The sequence below is a fragment of the Thalassotalea hakodatensis genome, assembly GCF_030295995.1.
Lineage (GTDB): Bacteria > Pseudomonadota > Gammaproteobacteria > Enterobacterales > Alteromonadaceae > Thalassotalea_C > Thalassotalea_C hakodatensis.
Genome location: NZ_AP027365.1, coordinates 1,961,721 through 1,979,983, shown reverse-complemented (window position 1 = coordinate 1,979,983; position 18,263 = coordinate 1,961,721). Strand labels below are relative to the sequence as shown.

11 protein-coding genes and 8 tRNA genes are annotated in these 18,263 nt (G+C 37.2%); 1 reads left to right on the top strand and 18 read right to left on the bottom strand.

Features of this window, described 5'->3' with window-relative positions:
- Entirely contained in the window at nucleotides 1-2,256 is a 2,256-nt protein-coding gene (clpA, locus tag QUE72_RS08680; protein WP_286272780.1) for an ATP-dependent Clp protease ATP-binding subunit ClpA, read from the bottom strand.
- A gap of 29 nt (nucleotides 2,257-2,285) precedes the next feature.
- Complete coding sequence (gene clpS, locus QUE72_RS08675) at nucleotides 2,286-2,606, bottom strand: ATP-dependent Clp protease adapter ClpS (protein WP_074500057.1); 321 nt, start codon at nucleotides 2,604-2,606, stop codon at nucleotides 2,286-2,288.
- A 211-nt stretch (nucleotides 2,607-2,817) separates the two neighbouring features.
- Here clpS and cspD point away from each other — a divergent pair, with 211 nt between their 5' ends.
- Entirely contained in the window at nucleotides 2,818-3,042 is a 225-nt protein-coding gene (cspD, locus tag QUE72_RS08670; protein ID WP_074500054.1) for a cold shock domain-containing protein CspD, read from the top strand.
- Between the two features lie 64 nt (nucleotides 3,043-3,106).
- On the opposite strand, the gene QUE72_RS08665 is transcribed toward cspD, so the two are convergent.
- The 16 genes from QUE72_RS08665 to pgsA form a co-directional block, all read right to left on the bottom strand.
- Entirely contained in the window at nucleotides 3,107-4,306 is a 1,200-nt protein-coding gene (locus tag QUE72_RS08665) for an isocitrate/isopropylmalate family dehydrogenase (RefSeq protein ID WP_286272779.1), read from the bottom strand.
- Between the two features lie 277 nt (nucleotides 4,307-4,583).
- The gene (locus tag QUE72_RS08660) at nucleotides 4,584-7,337 is read right to left on the bottom strand and encodes a TonB-dependent receptor (protein ID WP_286272777.1); all 2,754 of its coding nucleotides are present in this window, start codon (nucleotides 7,335-7,337) and stop codon (nucleotides 4,584-4,586) included.
- 23 nt (nucleotides 7,338-7,360) lie between these two features.
- Nucleotides 7,361-8,398, bottom strand: coding sequence for a FecR family protein (locus tag QUE72_RS08655; protein ID WP_286272774.1), 1,038 nt, complete (start codon nucleotides 8,396-8,398; stop codon nucleotides 7,361-7,363).
- 24 nt (nucleotides 8,399-8,422) lie between these two features.
- Nucleotides 8,423-8,965 (bottom strand): RNA polymerase sigma factor, encoded by a 543-nt coding sequence (locus QUE72_RS08650; protein ID WP_286272773.1) that lies wholly within the window; start codon nucleotides 8,963-8,965, stop codon nucleotides 8,423-8,425.
- 82 nt (nucleotides 8,966-9,047) lie between these two features.
- Nucleotides 9,048-11,315 carry a beta-N-acetylhexosaminidase gene (locus QUE72_RS08645; protein ID WP_286272772.1) on the bottom strand — a complete coding sequence of 756 codons (2,268 nt, stop codon included), beginning with the start codon at nucleotides 11,313-11,315 and terminating at the stop codon, nucleotides 9,048-9,050.
- Between the two features lie 106 nt (nucleotides 11,316-11,421).
- The gene (locus QUE72_RS08640) at nucleotides 11,422-13,929 is read right to left on the bottom strand and encodes a TonB-dependent receptor (RefSeq protein WP_286272771.1); all 2,508 of its coding nucleotides are present in this window, start codon (nucleotides 13,927-13,929) and stop codon (nucleotides 11,422-11,424) included.
- A gap of 264 nt (nucleotides 13,930-14,193) precedes the next feature.
- The gene (locus tag QUE72_RS08635) at nucleotides 14,194-15,804 is read right to left on the bottom strand and encodes a S41 family peptidase (RefSeq protein ID WP_286272770.1); all 1,611 of its coding nucleotides are present in this window, start codon (nucleotides 15,802-15,804) and stop codon (nucleotides 14,194-14,196) included.
- Nucleotides 15,805-16,190: 386 nt separating this feature from the next.
- Nucleotides 16,191-16,277: transfer RNA gene (locus tag QUE72_RS08630), tRNA-Leu, on the bottom strand.
- A gap of 69 nt (nucleotides 16,278-16,346) precedes the next feature.
- A tRNA-Gly gene (locus tag QUE72_RS08625) sits at nucleotides 16,347-16,422 on the bottom strand.
- Between the two features lie 144 nt (nucleotides 16,423-16,566).
- Nucleotides 16,567-16,653, bottom strand: a tRNA-Leu gene (locus QUE72_RS08620).
- A gap of 69 nt (nucleotides 16,654-16,722) precedes the next feature.
- Nucleotides 16,723-16,798 (bottom strand) — tRNA-Gly (locus QUE72_RS08615).
- Between the two features lie 130 nt (nucleotides 16,799-16,928).
- Nucleotides 16,929-17,004 (bottom strand) — tRNA-Gly (locus tag QUE72_RS08610).
- A 67-nt stretch (nucleotides 17,005-17,071) separates the two neighbouring features.
- A tRNA-Leu gene (locus tag QUE72_RS08605) sits at nucleotides 17,072-17,158 on the bottom strand.
- Nucleotides 17,159-17,162: 4 nt separating this feature from the next.
- Nucleotides 17,163-17,236 (bottom strand) — tRNA-Cys (locus tag QUE72_RS08600).
- 47 nt (nucleotides 17,237-17,283) lie between these two features.
- A tRNA-Gly gene (locus QUE72_RS08595) sits at nucleotides 17,284-17,359 on the bottom strand.
- A gap of 251 nt (nucleotides 17,360-17,610) precedes the next feature.
- Nucleotides 17,611-18,189 carry a CDP-diacylglycerol--glycerol-3-phosphate 3-phosphatidyltransferase gene (pgsA, locus tag QUE72_RS08590; RefSeq protein ID WP_074498042.1) on the bottom strand — a complete coding sequence of 193 codons (579 nt, stop codon included), beginning with the start codon at nucleotides 18,187-18,189 and terminating at the stop codon, nucleotides 17,611-17,613.
- Between the last annotated feature and the right edge of the window lie 74 nt (nucleotides 18,190-18,263).

Sequence of the window (18,263 nt, the reverse complement as noted above, 5' to 3'; positions counted from 1 at the left end):
TTAATGCTCAACAAGTTCTTTTTTAGATTCAAAACTTAACACTAACTTATCTTTTTTCACCCCTACTTTGGCTACACCACCTTGCACTAAATCCCCAAATAGCAATTCATTAGCCAATGGTTTTTTCAAGTGCTCTTGAATCAGGCGAGACATAGGTCTAGCTCCCATCGCTTTATCATAACCATTAACGGCAAGCCATTTTTTCGCATCTTTGGTTAATTCAAGAGAAACGCCTTTATCATCAAGTTGAGCTTGTAGCTCTACAATGAATTTATCTACGACTTGATGTATTACATTATCATCTAGATGATTAAACCAAATAATATTGTCTAAGCGGTTTCTAAATTCAGGTGAAAATATTTTATTGATTTCATTCAGTGCATCAAAACTATGATCTTGTTGTTTAAAACCAATTGATTGTCTTGTTGTTTCTGCTACACCAGCGTTTGTCGTTAGTACTAGCGTAATATTTCTAAAATCAGCTTTACGGCCATTGTTATCCGTTAGCGTACCGTGATCCATCACTTGCAATAGAATATTGTAAACATCAGGGTGTGCTTTTTCTATTTCATCTAATAACACAACGGCATGAGGGTGTTTGATCACCGCATCTGTTAATAATCCGCCCTGCTCATAACCGACATAACCAGGAGGTGCGCCAATTAAGCGACTAACTGCGTGCTTTTCCATGTACTCAGACATATCGTAACGTAATAACTCAACTCCAAGCACTTTAGACAACTGTTGAGTCACCTCAGTTTTACCGACTCCTGTAGGGCCAGCAAATAAAAATGAACCAACGGGTTTGTTTTCTTGACCTAAACCAGCACGAGATAAACGTATCACTGATGTTAATTCATCAATCGCGTGATCTTGACCAAAAACGACTAATTTAAGGTTTCTATCTAAGGTATGTAAACTATCTTTCTCTGACGAGGATACTGACTTTTCAGGGATCCTTGCCATTTTCGCCACTATTGTTTCAATATCACCATCATTAATCACTTTTTTACGTTTAGAGCTAGCAAGCAATTGTTGTTTCGCACCAGCTTCATCAATAACATCTATTGCCTTATCAGGTAAAAAGCGTTCATTGATATATTTAGCCGATAGCTGTGCTGCCGCACGCAATGCTTTATTGGTATAGCGAATACCGTGATGCGACTCATATTTTTCTTTCAAGCCTTGTAAAATTTTTGTGGTGTCATCAATACTTGGTTCAACAATATCAATTTTTTGGAACCTTCTTGCTAACGCGCGATCTTTCTCAAAAATATTTTGATATTCCTGATAAGTGGTAGAACCCACACAACGTAATTTACCTGATGAAAGTAATGGCTTAATTAAATTAGAGGCATCCATCATACCGCCAGAAGCTGCGCCAGCGCCAATAATTGTATGTATTTCATCAACAAATAAGATGGCATTCCCTTCTTGCTCAAGTTCTTTCAATAATGCTTTGAAGCGTTTTTCGAAATCACCACGATATTTAGTCCCAGCAAGTAATGCGCCTAAATCTAAAGAGTATATAGTTGTGTCAGCTAAAAACTCAGGTACTTTTTCTGAAACAATCAGGTTTGCCAGCCCTTCAGCAATCGCTGTTTTACCTACCCCTGCCTCCCCGACAAATAAGGGGTTGTTTTTGCGACGACGGCCGAGGACTTGTAACGTTCTTTCTAACTCACTTGCACGACCTATAAGCGGATCAATTCTGCCGACTTTTGCCTGTTCATTTAAATTTGTGGCAAAATTTTCCACTGTGCGCGGTTCTTCTTCTTGCTGATTTATTTCTTCATCTGCTTTATTACTTGGCTGCCCTTCCGCCTTAGCGATACCATGGGAAATATAATTAACAATATCTAAACGGTTAATATCAGATTTTTTGAGAAAATAAGCCGCTTGAGATTCTTGCTCACTGAATATGGCAACTAAGACATTTGAACCACTAACTTCGCTTTTCCCTGACGATTGCACATGAAAAACTGCACGCTGTAATACCCGTTGAAACCCTAGGGTAGGTTGAGTTTCACGTTCTTCTTCTTCCGCAGGGATCACTGGTGTAGTTTCGGCAATAAAGTCGAGCAACTCTTGCCTAAGCTTTATCATATCAGCGCCACAAGCCTTTAAAGCTTGTATTGAAGACGGATTGTCTAACAACGCCAACAATAAGTGTTCTACCGTCATAAATTCATGACGAGATTCTTTCGCCTGACGAAAGGCCATATTTAACGAAATTTCTAAATCTTTATTTAACATAGGCTACTCCACTTCGACACTACGCAAAATCATACTTTTTCCATCGTACACATTAAAGGATGCTGATTTTCTATCGCATAATCGCATACTAAACTGACTTTGGTTTCAGCTACATCTGCAGTAAATGTGCCACAACGACCTTTACCTTTGTAATGAACTTCAAGCATAACATCGGTTGCTTTTTCTTCGTTCATACCAAAAAACTTTTTTAAAACGTCGATGACAAAATCCATCGGCGTGTAATCATCATTTAACAACACTACATTGTACATAGGCGGTTTTTGATGTTGATCAACAACCTCATCTTCCAACAATTCTTGGTTGTCGAATATTTCTTTCCAATTGCTCATTCTTTTATATTAGTCTGTGGTAGAAAAATTTGCTTTAACAATTTTGTTAAAAATTAAAAATAATAGGTTAATTAGTTGTGAATAAAACTTGACTAATTTATTTTATTATCTACGATTTAATCAGTGACTATTTTTTAGTCACTATTTACTGAACTTAATGTTTCTGGGGAAGCATAACGAATTACCGATGAATTTAGAAGGAAGTTGATGTATGGCTCACGGTAAAGTGAAGTGGTTTAACAACGCAAAAGGCTTTGGTTTTATCCGTCCTGATGACGGTGGTGAAGATATTTTCGCGCACTATTCCACAATCGAAATGGACGGCTATCGTACATTAAAAGCAGGACAAGATGTTGATTACGAACTAAATGCGGGGCCAAAAGGCCATCACGCATCTGTGATCAAACCGTCTGACTTTGACGATGTAACTGAATAGTAATACCGATATTAAAAAAACACAGCTGAGGCTGTGTTTTTTTATGTCTGCTATATGAAAAATATTATTGAGTAATTTTCATATGTTCAATGATGCAATCACCAAAGCCAGAGCTAGTTAGCATGGTACTATCTGCTATTTTGTTTGCTAGATCATAAGTGACTGTTTTAGCCCTGATCGCATCACGAATTCCTTTTACAATATTATCCGCCGCTTCGTGCCATCCCATATGTCTCAACATCAACACAGCAGCAAGTAATAAAGCGCTTGGGTTTACTTTATTTAATCCAGCATACTTTTGAGCAGTACCATGTGTTGCTTCGAATACAGCTGCATCATCACTTAAATAGCACGCAGGAGTAATACCTGTTGTATTGCTTAATGTAGATAATAAACTTTGTAAGCTTGGTCCGTAAGCAAACGGTGCAACTAACACTTGATATTCAGCAGGGTTTAAAACAAGTTGTGCTATCATCGACTCCACACTGATGTCTTTAATAATGATTTCAGTACCTGTTTTAGGGTTAATAAGACTCACCCAAGGACCACCATTAATAACTTTGCCATCAAATTCTGTTTTTGCTAACTGATATCCCCAACGACAAATCGCATCTGTAAAGTCTGCGGTATTTCCGCCATCATGTATTAAGGCAACACTCCTTTTATCTTGTGCAACCGCATGCTCAATCGCTTTTTTTAATAATTGTTCCACATCAGAACGATTAATAGCGATGGTACTCGTAAAGCTTTCATCATCCGTTTGTTGATTGAGTTCTTTATTCGAAAATAAAGAGGGTTGGCCTTGAAACACCTCAATATCTATTTGTTGTTGATGATTAATGAATTTAGGTAATCCATCAAAGCACTGAAACGAAAATATACTATGTTTCACTTTTAACTGTTCACGCAGTTGAATACTTAACGATTGTAAGCCACTACCTATTGGTGCATCTAACGGGCCTTTAATCCCTACTTTATATTGTTTAAATGCCTGAACCGTTTCATCAGGCAGCCAAATATCATCATTGAAATGTTCCGTAGCACTAACGCCTGCGTAGGTTTTCAACCAAACTATTCGTTTATCACCACCATATGCCTTTGCTACGGCAGCATCCACTACTTTTAACATCACTGGTGTAATATCAATGCCAATGCCATCACCGACGATATACGGAATAATAGGTGCATTAGGTACGTTTAAACTGCCATTGGTATTCAGCGTGATTTCTTGCCCATGTTCAGGAGTATTTTGTGTTGTTGTCATTTCGCCTTCCTCATCATTAAACCAAGCATAGTGGTATGACCTTTAAGCTAAACGACTTAGGTTTATTTCTCTAATATAGAATCAGTGATATTCATTATCACGCGGGTTAATAGTAGTAAATTTGAAGGGCTGTTCTCTATGGTCTGTTGATCATCATACGAATGCTTTTTCTGTGTTAATTGTTACTTTTTGACAATATTTTACAGCTTAAGAAAGGTTATAAATACCGTAATACCACGTTGATTTGACTCCTACACTTTACAAAATGTAAATACCTTTAAAAATTGTATTGTATCGATAAACTAAAAGCGCGACCAAATATTGGCCTAGCGTAATAATGCGAAGCTGACGATAAGCCATCATTAGTGCGAGGGTTTCCTTCCGTTAGGCCGTAAGAATTAAAAATATTTTTCCCCACTAAATTGATTGCCAGTTGCGAGGTTAATTGCCATTTTGCATTCATATCAACATATTGAAAATGTGGTAATTTTCGTTTGTTTGCAATATCTGAAAACCGATCACCAATATAATGATATCGAATCGATAAACTAAAGTTATCTATTGTTAACATTGGTTCAAGCCTAACCTGTAATTCAGGTGTTCTGGTAATTTGATTGCCATTATAAATGCTTTCTTCATAACCCAACGGAATATTATTAAAACGAGCTCGCTGCCACACACTTGTGCCCTTAATCGAAAAAATCTGATTCACTTGTTGAGAAAATTCAATTTCAAGTCCTTTTGTTTTTGTATTCATAAAAATAGTATCTGATACTGACTTACCTCGATATACATTCACCAATAGCGGCTCAAACTTAGTTTGAAATACAATCGCAGTTATAGACGAATCACCATCATCATATCTTACACCCAGTTCACCAAAGGTTAATCTAACAGGTTGTTCAAAAGTAAGGTTGTCAGGCACACTTTCTACCGAATTAGACCATCCTATTGCGTTGCCAAAGCTAGTGACTCTTGGCATTTCAAAAGCATCAGCTATATTGGCGAATAAGGCCACGTTACTATACGGCGTAAAGTTAATCCCAATATTCCATGCAAATTCTTTGAATTTTTTTTCACGCGTAAAATAATTTCCTGAGGAGTAACGCACCGGATATTGTTGGTCAATAAAGTATTGTTTATCTGTTTGTGCTGTTGAAGTTAAGTGTAGATTTTCTGTTCGTAAGCCAAGATCAAAGCTTAACTCTTCCAAAGCATCAATGGTTAGCTGTCCGTATAATGAGTGTGATCGCACAAGGCCTGTACCATCAATATAAGCAGGCCCCGTTAATGAAAGTTGCCCTTCTCTTGTCATCTTGGCAACTTCATCGCCTGCATTATTCAATGCAATCACATCAAATCGCTGTGGTTGATGTTTTACATCTATCAAATACTGCCCTAGCCATTTATCTAAAGGTAACGAGGTATACTGACTTCTCGCAAAATAATGGCCAAATGTGCCACTGAACATATCATAATCAAATGAAATATTGGCATTGCTGAGCCATTGATATTGCTCATACTTTGAATATAAAGGATGCGCTAATGAAAATAGTTTATCGCTTTTGTTATCTATTATTGTATTGTCGGCTGTACTTTTTAATACGGGTTGTACTGCTCCCATAAACTTATTTTTATTGATAAAATCATTTATTTGCTCAGAAGACAAATACTCTTTCGCGGTAGAAATTGTATTATTATCGAGATTAAGCATGGTAAGCATTTCGTTTTTCATATCTGAGTAACGAAATTTATATGATAAGCGCCAATGTGCATTCACCTCGTGATGACCAAAAATGCCTAATGACTGCATATTCGTTTGTTGGCCATCTTGAATATTATAAGCTTTTGTTACGTTTGATTCATGCAAAGGATAGGTAAATGGCAATGAAGTGAATGCTTTACTCAGTAAAGTGCCATGTGTTGATGATAGCTGTTTTACCGCTTGTGGAGATTCTTTTCCGGTGAAAACAATTGGTGAATAAAATGTTGTTTTATCATCAAGTATTTTACCTACCACGTTAATCGAGTGGTATTTATTTTTATAGTTGCTGACTACTTTAAATTGTCCCCCTTTGTCTGCTGTAAACCCTGGCTCTCTAATACCATCACTTTTTCGATAAAAGCCACCATATGCCAAGTGCCAATTATTATTTACTTTTTCTACAGTTTTTAAATCAAACCGTGTAGATTTATGGCCAACTCCTTGTTTAATAACAAACTCATTCTTTTGAGCATTACTACTGTCATCAGAGATAAAATTCACGACTGCGGCAGGGCCATTTAAACTGACAATACCACTATTGCCCCCTCGAATGGTTTCTACTGCACTCGTCATAATATCTTGCCGTTGAAAAAAGTCGACCCATATCCCGTCATAACTAATTGGCAAACCATCTTCCATCACACTGATAAATCTAAAGCCTTCCCCGCCTCTAAGCCCTCTTGGAGCGACATTATTATTGGCTTCACCGCCTGAGTCTTCAACCCAAAAGCCTGGAACGTGTTTTAGCATATCTGCGCTGTTTGGCAGCCCTTGTGAGATAAACGTTGATTTGTTATAAACGGTTACTGCGCTTGTACTTCTTAAAATTGACTTTGCATCATGGGCAGAGCCCGTAATAAGTATACGTTCATAATTTTCAGTACTATCTATTGCTACAGTTTTATTAACCACTTTTGGCTTTAGATCAATAAGAATACTGCCACTTTTAGAAACTCTATATCGATAGTGAGTATTTTTAAGTAATAAATCTAGGATTTCGCTGATACTGCAAAAGCAGCTGATCGTACGTTTTTGTTCAGTTAATGATTTTGCTTGCATGATCAATTGCGTATTATTTAATTTCGCAACTTCAACTAATGCTTGTTCCAAGTTTAAATGAGCAAAGCGATACTCCTGCTTTGCATCAATCATCGACTGACTAAATACTTTAAAAGGTTGTGCAAGTACAATAAACACAAAGAGCCAGTGCGTTTTGCGCCTGGCTTGATAAGTATTTGTTTGAAAGTTGTCCTGTTGCGTTATCATTTCTTATTGTTAGGACTTAAAGGTTATTCCCTCTTTGTCATCACCTTTGTATCACCATATTGTTGAATATTTAATGGGAATATATCAGGCAAATCAGTAAACCATTGTTCAATACTGTCAAGTTTGATATTACCTGTAAACCTCATATCAGCAACACTTTTGTCTTGAATATATATATGCAATGGAACATATCGGCTTATATCATAAATAACAGAAGCAAGTGATACGTTAACATAACTTAAACGCCCTTTTTGCCAGTCCATTTTTTCACGATTAGTGTGTTTAAGCACATCAGACATACTGCCATTTTGAGTGATAGCTATTCCTTGGCCGGCATTTAATACTTTATTAAATAACTGGCTATTTGCTATCGAAGCGACTTTTACTGTACCTTCCAACACCTGAATATGCATATTTCCTTGTGATTCTTTCACATTAAACGCAGTGCCTAATGCCTGGGCGATTCTACCACGATAGGTCACAATAAAAGGTCTTGTTTTATCCGTGGTAACAGAAAATAATGCCTCCCCTTTTAATAACTCAATATTTCTTTTCTTTGCCGTATAATTTACTGAAACTTCACTACCGGAGGCTAGCGCTAAGATTGATTTATCGGCTAATGTTATCTGTTTAGTTTCACCAATGTTGGTTTTATATGACTCTGCATTAACCGTAAGCTCATCTTGATGTAAAGGGCTATTGTTATGGTTTGTCGATGTAAAGGGTAATACGCTGACTACCACCAACGCTAACGTACAGCTTAAAAGGGTAGTTGGCCAAAAAAAGCGATTGAAGAAAGTGCTATTGGAAGGTTTTTGCTTAGAAAGTAAGTTAACACGTTCATGGGGTTGTAAAATATCTTCTTCGGTTAACATGTCACTATTTGTCCATGCCTGCTTCATCTTTTGATAGACAATTTGATGCTGCTTGCTTTCGTTTAACCAATGAGTAAGTGCTGCTTGATTGTCTTTTGTCGGACACTCCTCGAGCAAAAGTAACCATTCTGCAGCGGTATCTTCTATCAGCAAGCGTTGTTCTTTTTTAATTGTTACGTCGTTCATTTGTTTTCTCATACTTGATCCGCTTTACGAATTAACTGTTAAGTGCTGATAACAACTTCTTACAGCTTGCAGTACATATTTTCGTACCATGCTCTCTGAAACTTGCATTGTTTCAGCAATCTCTCGGTATTCCATACCTTTAATTTTATATAAAACAAATGCTTGGCGACATTTTAAAGGTAATTTCCTCAGAGAGTCTTTGATTAATGCTAAGGAGTCTTGGTTTTCTAATGATCTTTCAGGTGATGTATGATTTACCCCATGAGAGGTTAAATCATCACTTACATCAACGGGGCTTCTTGTTTGTCTTCTTAATTTATCTATGGATAGGTTTGTGGCAATTTTATATAGATAAGCTTGAATATAATTGCAAATACCTTTGTCTTCGAGACCAAGTAACTTTACGAAAGCTTCTTGAGCAATGTCTTCAGCCTCTTTATGAGACAGCCCTTTTTTCATTACGTGATGTATCAAGCGCCTATAATGATCAATATAAAGCGTTTTAATCTGTGCTTTATATTGATCATCTTGTGTAGACTGCTCAATTTTCCTTAATGTATTTGTCATTGATAAAAATTGCTTACTTAAATTTGCCCTTAAATACTATAACGAACGACGCTAAGGATCTGAGAATAAAAAATATCTCTTATTAAAATACGGCTATTTCATCGACATAAAGTGGTAATAGCGGTATTTGCGGATCTAAAGACTGCTTTTTATTTATCGCCACTACCCTTAAAAATTGTGTATTAATTGTCGTGAAACGAATATCAACTAACGGGCCGTTAATGTCGTTATCACTCAATAATTTAACAAGTTGCCATTTGTTGCCATCCTCAGAACTATGAATTTCAATACTTTCAGGTGGAACTAATTGCCTATGCCTTCCTGCATCAATACCGAACACAACACGCGATACCTGCTCTTGCTGGTTAAAATTTATCACCGCATCTAAATTAACCCCCTGAAAAACCGTAAAGTTATTTACATCATAATATTGATCATATGCAAAAATGCCATCATTAATCCGATGCTCGGTGTTGTTAGCTGGTGCATATTTAAATGTAATTTTTTTATGAATTGCCTTATGTGGCGCTACCGTAATTTGCACTGGCTTTGACTGATTATCACCTGACTGAGTATAGGCTTTTAATGTATGTAATTTAGCATCACTAACAGTAATGGCTGAATTAATTGAAAGGTATTTCACCTCATGTTTTTTATTGTCTTGTTCAACAACCAACTCTCTTTGTTCATTTAATTGAGAAAACAATACATCAACCTTGTTAGATGTTGCTGTTACTTTCTCAACCCAAGGAACTAGATAAGCATCACTACTATTAACCCCCATTGCATGGTAGCGTTGAGTTAAACGATCTAATTGTTTGTTAAACCTTTGCCAACTTTTATTGGTAGACCAAGCGACTTCTGCTAATGCCGCAAGCCTAGGAAATATCATATATTGAGCATGTTGTTCTGTTTTTATATATTCAGTCCAGAGTGCACCTTGAACTCCAATAACATGTTGGCTTTGCAAAGGTGTTAATTGTTCAGGAACAACCTGAAATTGATACACTTTCTCTATCGGTAAAAAGCCATGAATAGCTTTAGGTTCATCTATAGAGCGAGATTGATACGCATCAAAATAGGTAAATTGATAAGGAGTCATCACTACATGGTTACCACGTTTTGCCGCTTGAATACCTCCTTCAATACCCCGCCATGACGTAATCAGTGCAGTATTGGGTGCACCACCTTCAAGTATTTCATCCCAACCAACAGCCTTTTTACCTAGTGAGGTTAAAATACTTGTTACTTGATGTATAAAATGGCTTTGTAATTGCTCACCTGTAGTAATATTTAATTCTTGCATTAAAGATTGCACTTGAGCACTTTGCAACCATTGCTTTTTAATTACTTCGTCACCACCAATATGTATATACTGACTAGGAAATAAGTCTGCGACTTCTCGGTATACACTTGCTAAAAAGGTCATTGTTATATCCGTAGGACAAAGCACTTGTTCGAAAATACCAAAATGACTTTCAACGTTTACATTTTTTCCATGACAAGAAAGTTCTGGATAAGCAGCAATTATTGCCGTTGAATGACCCGGAATGTCAATTTCAGGAATAATTTCAACATGCTTATTTTGGGCATATTCTACCACTTCTTTTATTTGTGCTTGGGTATAAAAACCACGATGAGGTAAATCATCATATATTGGTTGGTAGTCATAAGTATGACCCACGACGGTTTTCGAACGTTCACTACCTATTTTTGTAAGCTTTGGATATGAATTAATGTCAATTCGCCAGCCTTGGTCGTCTGTTAAATGCCATTGAAATTTATTAAATTTATGATGTGATAACCAATCTATGTACTTTTTGATAAAATCAATATCATAAAAATGTCGGCTAACATCGAGGTGCATACCACGATATTTAAAAGCAGGTTTGTCTGTAATTGTTACACCTTGTATAGGCCAAAAACTGCGATTGATTGGTGTTTTCGTTTCAATATCACGGTTTAAAAGCTGCCGTAAAGTTTGGCTCGCATAGAACAGGCCTTTTTCACTATTTGCTTTTAATGTAATAACATCACTTAAAACTTCCAGTATATAACCTTCGTCATGACTAATTTTTGGATCAATGATAAATCTGACTTGGTTTGATTTAAGTTGCTCGTTAAAAGGAAATAAATACCCTGTTGTTGGTTGGATCTCTTTAGAAAATAATATTGCAGATTTACGAGCACGTTCATCGTTTACATAAAAGCTTGTATGTCGATTTACGTTAAAGTGTTCTTTGTGCCAAGTTACCTTCTCAGGATATGGAAAAAGTACAGGTGTACTTTGTTGTGCTGGAAACACTGGTGTCTGTAATAAAATAAAAAATAGCGTGATCAAATATTTCACATTAGCTTCCTAACTAAAAAAGCCCGCAGTTGCCCGCGGGGGCAATAAAAATAATGGGTGTCGACGAATAAACGACGACACATTTATGCCTTCAACGTGTGTAAGGTTAGAAGTTTATAGTGACAGAGGCATTCAAAGTGCGGCCTAGAATCGGACGTGCATAATAATAATCATAACCAGCTTGTTGATCGTTGATAGCCCTAGGGTTACCTTCTGTAAGGCCAATTTCATCTGTAAGATTAGTTGCTTTAATATGCAAATTTACATTGTCTGTAAATGTATAATTAATGCCTGCATCAAAAGTCGTGTAAGCGGGTAATTCAAATTGATTTTGACCATCAGAGAAACGGTCACCAATATGATGTACAGTTAAGTATGCATTACCATTATCGAAATAATATGTAGGTGTTACCCGTAATTGTACTTTCGGTGTACGTTTGACTTGTTTGCCTTCCCAGCTAGCAAAATTACCGGTAAATCCTTCCATCTCTGGACGCTGTACTACACCAGCAACCTCAACAGTAATATTGCTAGTTGGTCGCCAACTTGCCTCATATTCCACACCTTTTGTTACTGTATCAATGGTTTGATTAGAGACAGTACCATCAGCTCCAGTGAAATTACGTTCAGTTAAATCTTTAAACTTAGTATTAAATAACGTAACAGATGTGCCAAATATTTGGCTAGCATAACGTATACCTAACTCAGAAAACGTTAAATTAACGGCTTCATTAAAGCTCGCATCTTCACCTGCATGAATCGTTTGTCCATGACTTAATAAGCGAGGCATTTCAAAGGCATCAGCATATCGTCCAAACATAGAGATATTACTGTTTAATTTGTAGTTAAAACCTACCGTCCAAGCTGTCTCTGTCTCGCTTAATGACTTCTTATAAAAGTCATTTGACGGCATATCAGTATAATTATTTGCTAAGTTGTTATCGGTATCTTGGCCATTTTCATCAAAAGCACCTTTTACTGGAACTGCAAACCTAGTGCCGGAAGCTGTACTGTCTAGGTCGAGCCACTCTATTCTTATACCAGCATCTAAACGCAACTTATCCGTCGCTTGATATTGTTCATTAACAAATAAGGAATGTGAACTGGACTCACCATAAGCCGTAGCTTGTCCCCAACCAGGTGCATAACCTGTTGAACCTTTATCAGTTAATTGACCAATGACATTTTTATCATCATCAACTGCGACAATATCAAGCAATCTTGCATTACTTGTAACATCAGTTAAAAAGAATGATTCCCATTTATCAACGGGCAAATCATCAGCATCAACAAAGGCATATAACCACCCCGCTGTTAAGCTATGACGGTCATTTTCAAACGTTAGGCTTAACTTTGATACGAATTGCTCAGCTTCATACCTAGAATATAACGGGTAACTAGTCGTCACTAAACCGTTGCCATTTAACTCACTTGGATTATCCACCAACTGTTGTGTATCCACATATCGTAACATTGCATTTGTTGCACCTTGATCTGCAAATTGTTCAACTAACCCTTGTGCATCATCAGCAAGTAACCTTGATTGCGCTTCCACTAACGTTGAATTATCAAAATTCAATAAAATATACATATCGTTTTCAAATTGTGAATAGCGTGCTGCTGCATCAAGATATAAATTATCGGTTAAATCTAACTCTAAATGCGCCCCTAGTGTGCTGTGAACGGTATGCTGTCCATCTTTTAAATCTCTGGTTAAGTAACTTCCATCTTGTTTTAAATATTTTAATTGTCGTTGGCCATTACCGATCATCGTGTCGCTTTTAGGTTCAAAGCCAGGTATACCTTGAGGGTCACTTTGATTTTGCATAGGAATGGGAACAAAAAATGTCGTATGATCATCTAAGTGTTTTGCAGATAAGGTTAATTGGCCGTTATCTATGTCTCGTACTAAATTCAAACGAATTTGGCCACCTTCATCTGCGGTAAATTGGGTATCGCGTACACCGTCGGATTGTCGATAAAAGCCACCAACAAGCATCTTCCAGTTTTCAGAAATAGGGCTACTATAAAACCCTTCTACTCGATACATGCCATAATCAGCAGCACTTAACTTTATTGCCCCTTCTTCAATATCATCTGGCTTTTTAGTGATAAAATTTACTAACGCTGCTGGGCCGTTAGTAGTCAACAAACCACTGGTCCCACCCCGTACCGCTTCCATCGTTTCAATAGTGATATCTTGACGCTGATAAAAGTCAACCCAAACCCCATCATAAACAACAGGTAAACCATCTTCTTCTACACCAATGTAACGAAAACCTTCACCACCTCTCAAACCGCGAGGTGCAACATTATTATTGGTTTCTCCGCCTGAATCTTCTACCCAAAACCCCGGAATAACTTCTAACAGATCAGCCGTTCCAAGGGGCATTTCTCGTGCAAGTTGCTCTTCGTTTAATGTTGTAATTGATACTGAAGATTCTAACTTTGTTACGCCTCGCCCAGTTGAACCTGTTACCACTATTTTTTCTAAGTCTAATAACGCTTTTTTGTCTTTTTGTTGTTCTTGCTCTTCACCTACAGCTACGCTAGTACAAGCAATATAAGTAGCTAAAGCTAATGCTATTGGTGATTTTTTTGTATTTATTTTCACAGAAGTTCCCTCAAAGTTTCCATTGTTTACACAGTTAAAAGCGCTACATAAAATATGCAACGTTTGAGGGGTATAACGATCAACCATCACTTTTTGGGAAGAAAAAAATAGAATTTTATATTTGATAATATTTTTAACACAATGACCTATTGAAGAAAATCAAGAGATCTGTTCTCATCGGTTTAGCCTATAATAACTAAACGAAAAGAATCTGCGCTTTTTTGATGGGAATATCCGAGAACTGTGGTACCAGATAATGTAAAATTACTGATTTCTATGATAATTAGATTGACCCTTAATATAATTAATACCAGTTTCTATATATGAATCATATCTGCCGCGTATTAACTGTTCATAAGTTTGTTTAATTTCAATATCAGGAGAAATTCCAACGCCGTGTAACTGAGAACCGTCTAGTAATGAAACTCTCATGCCCGTAAAGTACATAACTCCACCACTCAGTAAGGATATCTGTTGAACATCGCCATTTGCTCCAGCTGTTTTTTCACCAATAATAGTGCCTAAATTATAGTATTTTACTATTGCCAAAATAGATTCAGAATAACTTACCGCCTTAATATTGGTTAAGAAACAAACTGTTGTATTAATGTGTGGTTGAACTGGTTCTAATCCCCAACCATAAAACTCAAATTTTAACATATGATGATTTGGGTTTGTGGAAACAGGAACTTCCATCCATTTATCGTGTAGATCAAGGCTAGTGAGTAGATGTTGAAGTAAAATATCAGCGTCTATAGGGTAACCTCGCAAATCAAAAATAACGCCCTTATATCGATTTACCTCAGCCAACCTAGGTAGTAGCTCCTCGACAGAGTTTTTGGTTAAATCAAAGTAAGCAATATTGCCTTCTAATAATTGAAAGCAAACTTGTTGCTCAGTTTTAACTTGAATGCTATCAGTGTAGATATCATATATTTCTCGATTTCTTTGAATTTGAAACACATTGCCACTTTCCATATGAGTGGATAAAACCTCCCGAAAAGCAAGATATTGACAAAATTCAGCTTTACCTGAAAAACGTGATAAATATTCTGTCATTAATGCGTTAATACACACTCCGTTGATTGACTTTACAATATCCCCACAGTAAAAAGTATGACTGTTTTTAGTAATAACGACTTGATTATCGATCACCTGCCAGGAAAAAGGGACTAAAGCTCTTCTATACCCTAAATGGGCTGCAGTTACCACATGAGCATGTCCGTCGTTTAGTATTTTAGTTAAGTAGGCTAAGCATTGTTCATTTTGATTTAGTGCCATACTAAGTGCTTTTTCTAACGTTTTTAAATTTCGTATTTCACTACATTCTGGATAGGGATAAAAATGATATAGAATTGACCATGACAAAATGGTATCAGCAAGTAATAAAACCGATTTCCTAGGTTGAGTGAAGGCTAATTCATTTACTGAACGTTGATTACCTGTTGTTGTGGCTGTATTATCACCAAATAAAGGCATTAACACATGCCAGCCTTTCAGTATTTTCAACCTTATCCACTCTTTTGCAGTGGATTCTTCAGGTTGCTGTTTTATCCAGCTTTTATGTGGAATCAGTTCACTTTTATAGCAACTTCCTTCATCTCCTAAGCAAATGCCCAAATGTTGCCAAAATTGTTTTTTACCATTCTCTATTTGTAAGATCGATTCTTTGTTAGTGCTATAGCTTTCACGAATAAACCGCAAATTCGCAAGAGTCTTAAAGGTACTTTTTAATTTATTTAATAACTCCGTCTCGCTATGTGACGTGGAAAAATTAATCACTGAATGTATTAAAAATTGTTCCCAATCACAAGCGATTGTATTAGCCGACGGGTGAAAATATCTTATGTGACTATACAAAACAGTAAAGGCCATAAGAGATTCCAGTGAGCTATATTCTAGTTCCTTATCGTTCATTGAATAGGTCTACTGCTTGGTGATAAAAAATACGTAACTATATATTCAATCATAAGATGAGAGTGATGCAATATAACTAAAAATAAAGAGTTCGTACAGTGATGCCGTCAATTCTGACTTGATAGAAGAGTTACAGTATTACAATTATGGATAGAAACAGATCGTTATGAATCATACTAGTTAACAATGTTGAAAAACTCTGATATGAAATGGTACCCGGGGCCGGACTTGAACCGGCACGCTGTTACCAACGAGAGATTTTAAATCGTTACTTGTATATGCGTCTACCCATGGTAACTCAAGGGTTTTAAAATTGAATTAGAATGATAAAAAGATCATGAAAATGGTACCCGGGGCCGGACTTGAACCGGCACGCTGTTACCAGCGAGGGATTTTAAATCCCTTGTGTCTACCAATTCCACCACCCGGGCATAAGGGAAGTTTTTTATCGTAGGTATTGGTTAACCTACGTTCTTACAAATTATATTGTTGTAAGAAATTGGAGCGGCTAACGAGACTCGAACTCGTGACATTCACGTTGGCAACGTGATGCTCTACCAACTGAGCTACAGCCGCTTCATATTATTCACTCTATTTCTAGAGTAGCATGAGCAAGTAACGAGACTCACTCTCTGTACCTTAGTGACATTCACATTGAAAACAATGCGCTACCAACTGAGCTACAGCCGCTTCATACAAATTTTTTATTACATAAAGTAATGGTACCCGGGGCCGGACTTGAACCGGCACGCTGTTACCAGCGAGGGATTTTAAATCCCTTGTGTCTACCAATTCCACCACCCGGGCATAAGGGAAGTTTTTTATCGTAGGTATTGGTTAACCTACGCTCTTACAAATTATATTGTTGTAAGAAATTGGAGCGGCTAACGAGACTCGAACTCGTGACATTCACGTTGGCAACGTGATGCTCTACCAACTGAGCTACAGCCGCTTCATATTATTCACTCTATTTCTAGAGTAGCATGAGCAAGTAACGAGACTCACTCTCTGTACCTTAGTGGCATTCACATTGAAAACAATGCGCTACCAACTGAGTTACAGTCGCTTAAACAGTATTAAATTGGAGCGGCTAACGAGACTCGAACTCGTGACATTCACGTTGGCAACGTGATGCTCTACCAACTGAGCTACAGCCGCTTCATTTAAGTGCTGCGCATAATAGCGCAAGCTTTTTTTATAATTCAACTACTGACGTAGGATGAAATGGTACCCGGGGCCGGACTTGAACCGGCACGCTGTTACCAGCGAGGGATTTTAAATCCCTTGTGTCTACCAATTCCACCACCCGGGCAAAGTGGAGGCGGGTCCCGGAGTCGAACCGAGGTCCACGGATTTGCAATCCGCTGCATAGCCACTCTGCCAACCCGCCGTTTCATCAACCACGTGGGTAGTCAAATTTAACTTCCTTATTAAAATTGGAGCGGCTAACGAGACTCGAACTCGTGACATTCACGTTGGCAACGTGATGCTCTACCAACTGAGCTACAGCCGCTTCATATTGTTCACTCTATTTAAAGAGTAGCGTGAGCAAGTAACGATACTCACTCTCTGTACCTTAGTGACATTCACATTGAAAACAATGTGCTATCAATTAAGCTACAGCCGCTTCATTTGCTGACTCCCTGTCAACTGGAGGAGCATTCTACATAGAAAATTATGTGAGTCAACAATTTAATATCAATTTTAATTCAACTGGTTAAAAACCGACTGATCTGTCGATTTTTTACTAAATTTATGTTTATTTTAATGCTTTAACTCTGGCCAAGCAGCTTTAAAATAGCTCACCATTGTAATAACAGTAAGAACCGTCGCGATATAATAAAAGGCATAAGCTGCAAACATTAAAATTTCATGCGGGAAATTAAATAAGATTAACGGTATATCATAATTAGGCTGCCAAATTAGTCCCATCACCCCCAGCATTTGTGCGGCTGTTTTATATTTGCCTAAAGTAGAAACGGCAACAATATCTCGTTTACCTTTTGAAGACATAAACTCCCGTAAGGCACTAATAAATATTTCTCTGGAAATCATAATCATTGCAGGCACTGCAACGTACCATACTTCAAAGTCAGCCGCGATCATGATTAATGCCGCTGCAACCATCAGCTTATCAGCCACAGGGTCTATAAATGCACCAAAAGCCGATGATTGATTTAACCTACGTGCTAAGTAACCATCAAGTGCATCACTTACGGCCGCTAACCAGAAAATAGCAAACGCACCAAAATGACTCCAAGAGATAGGTAAATAAAAAACAATAATAAAAACTGGAATTAAGGTAATTCTAAATAATGTAATTTGGTTTGGGATGGTCCACATATTACTTCTAGGCTCATTAGTATATCGATTAACGTAGCTGTCAAAAGTCTACGAACAAAATCGTTTCAGACATT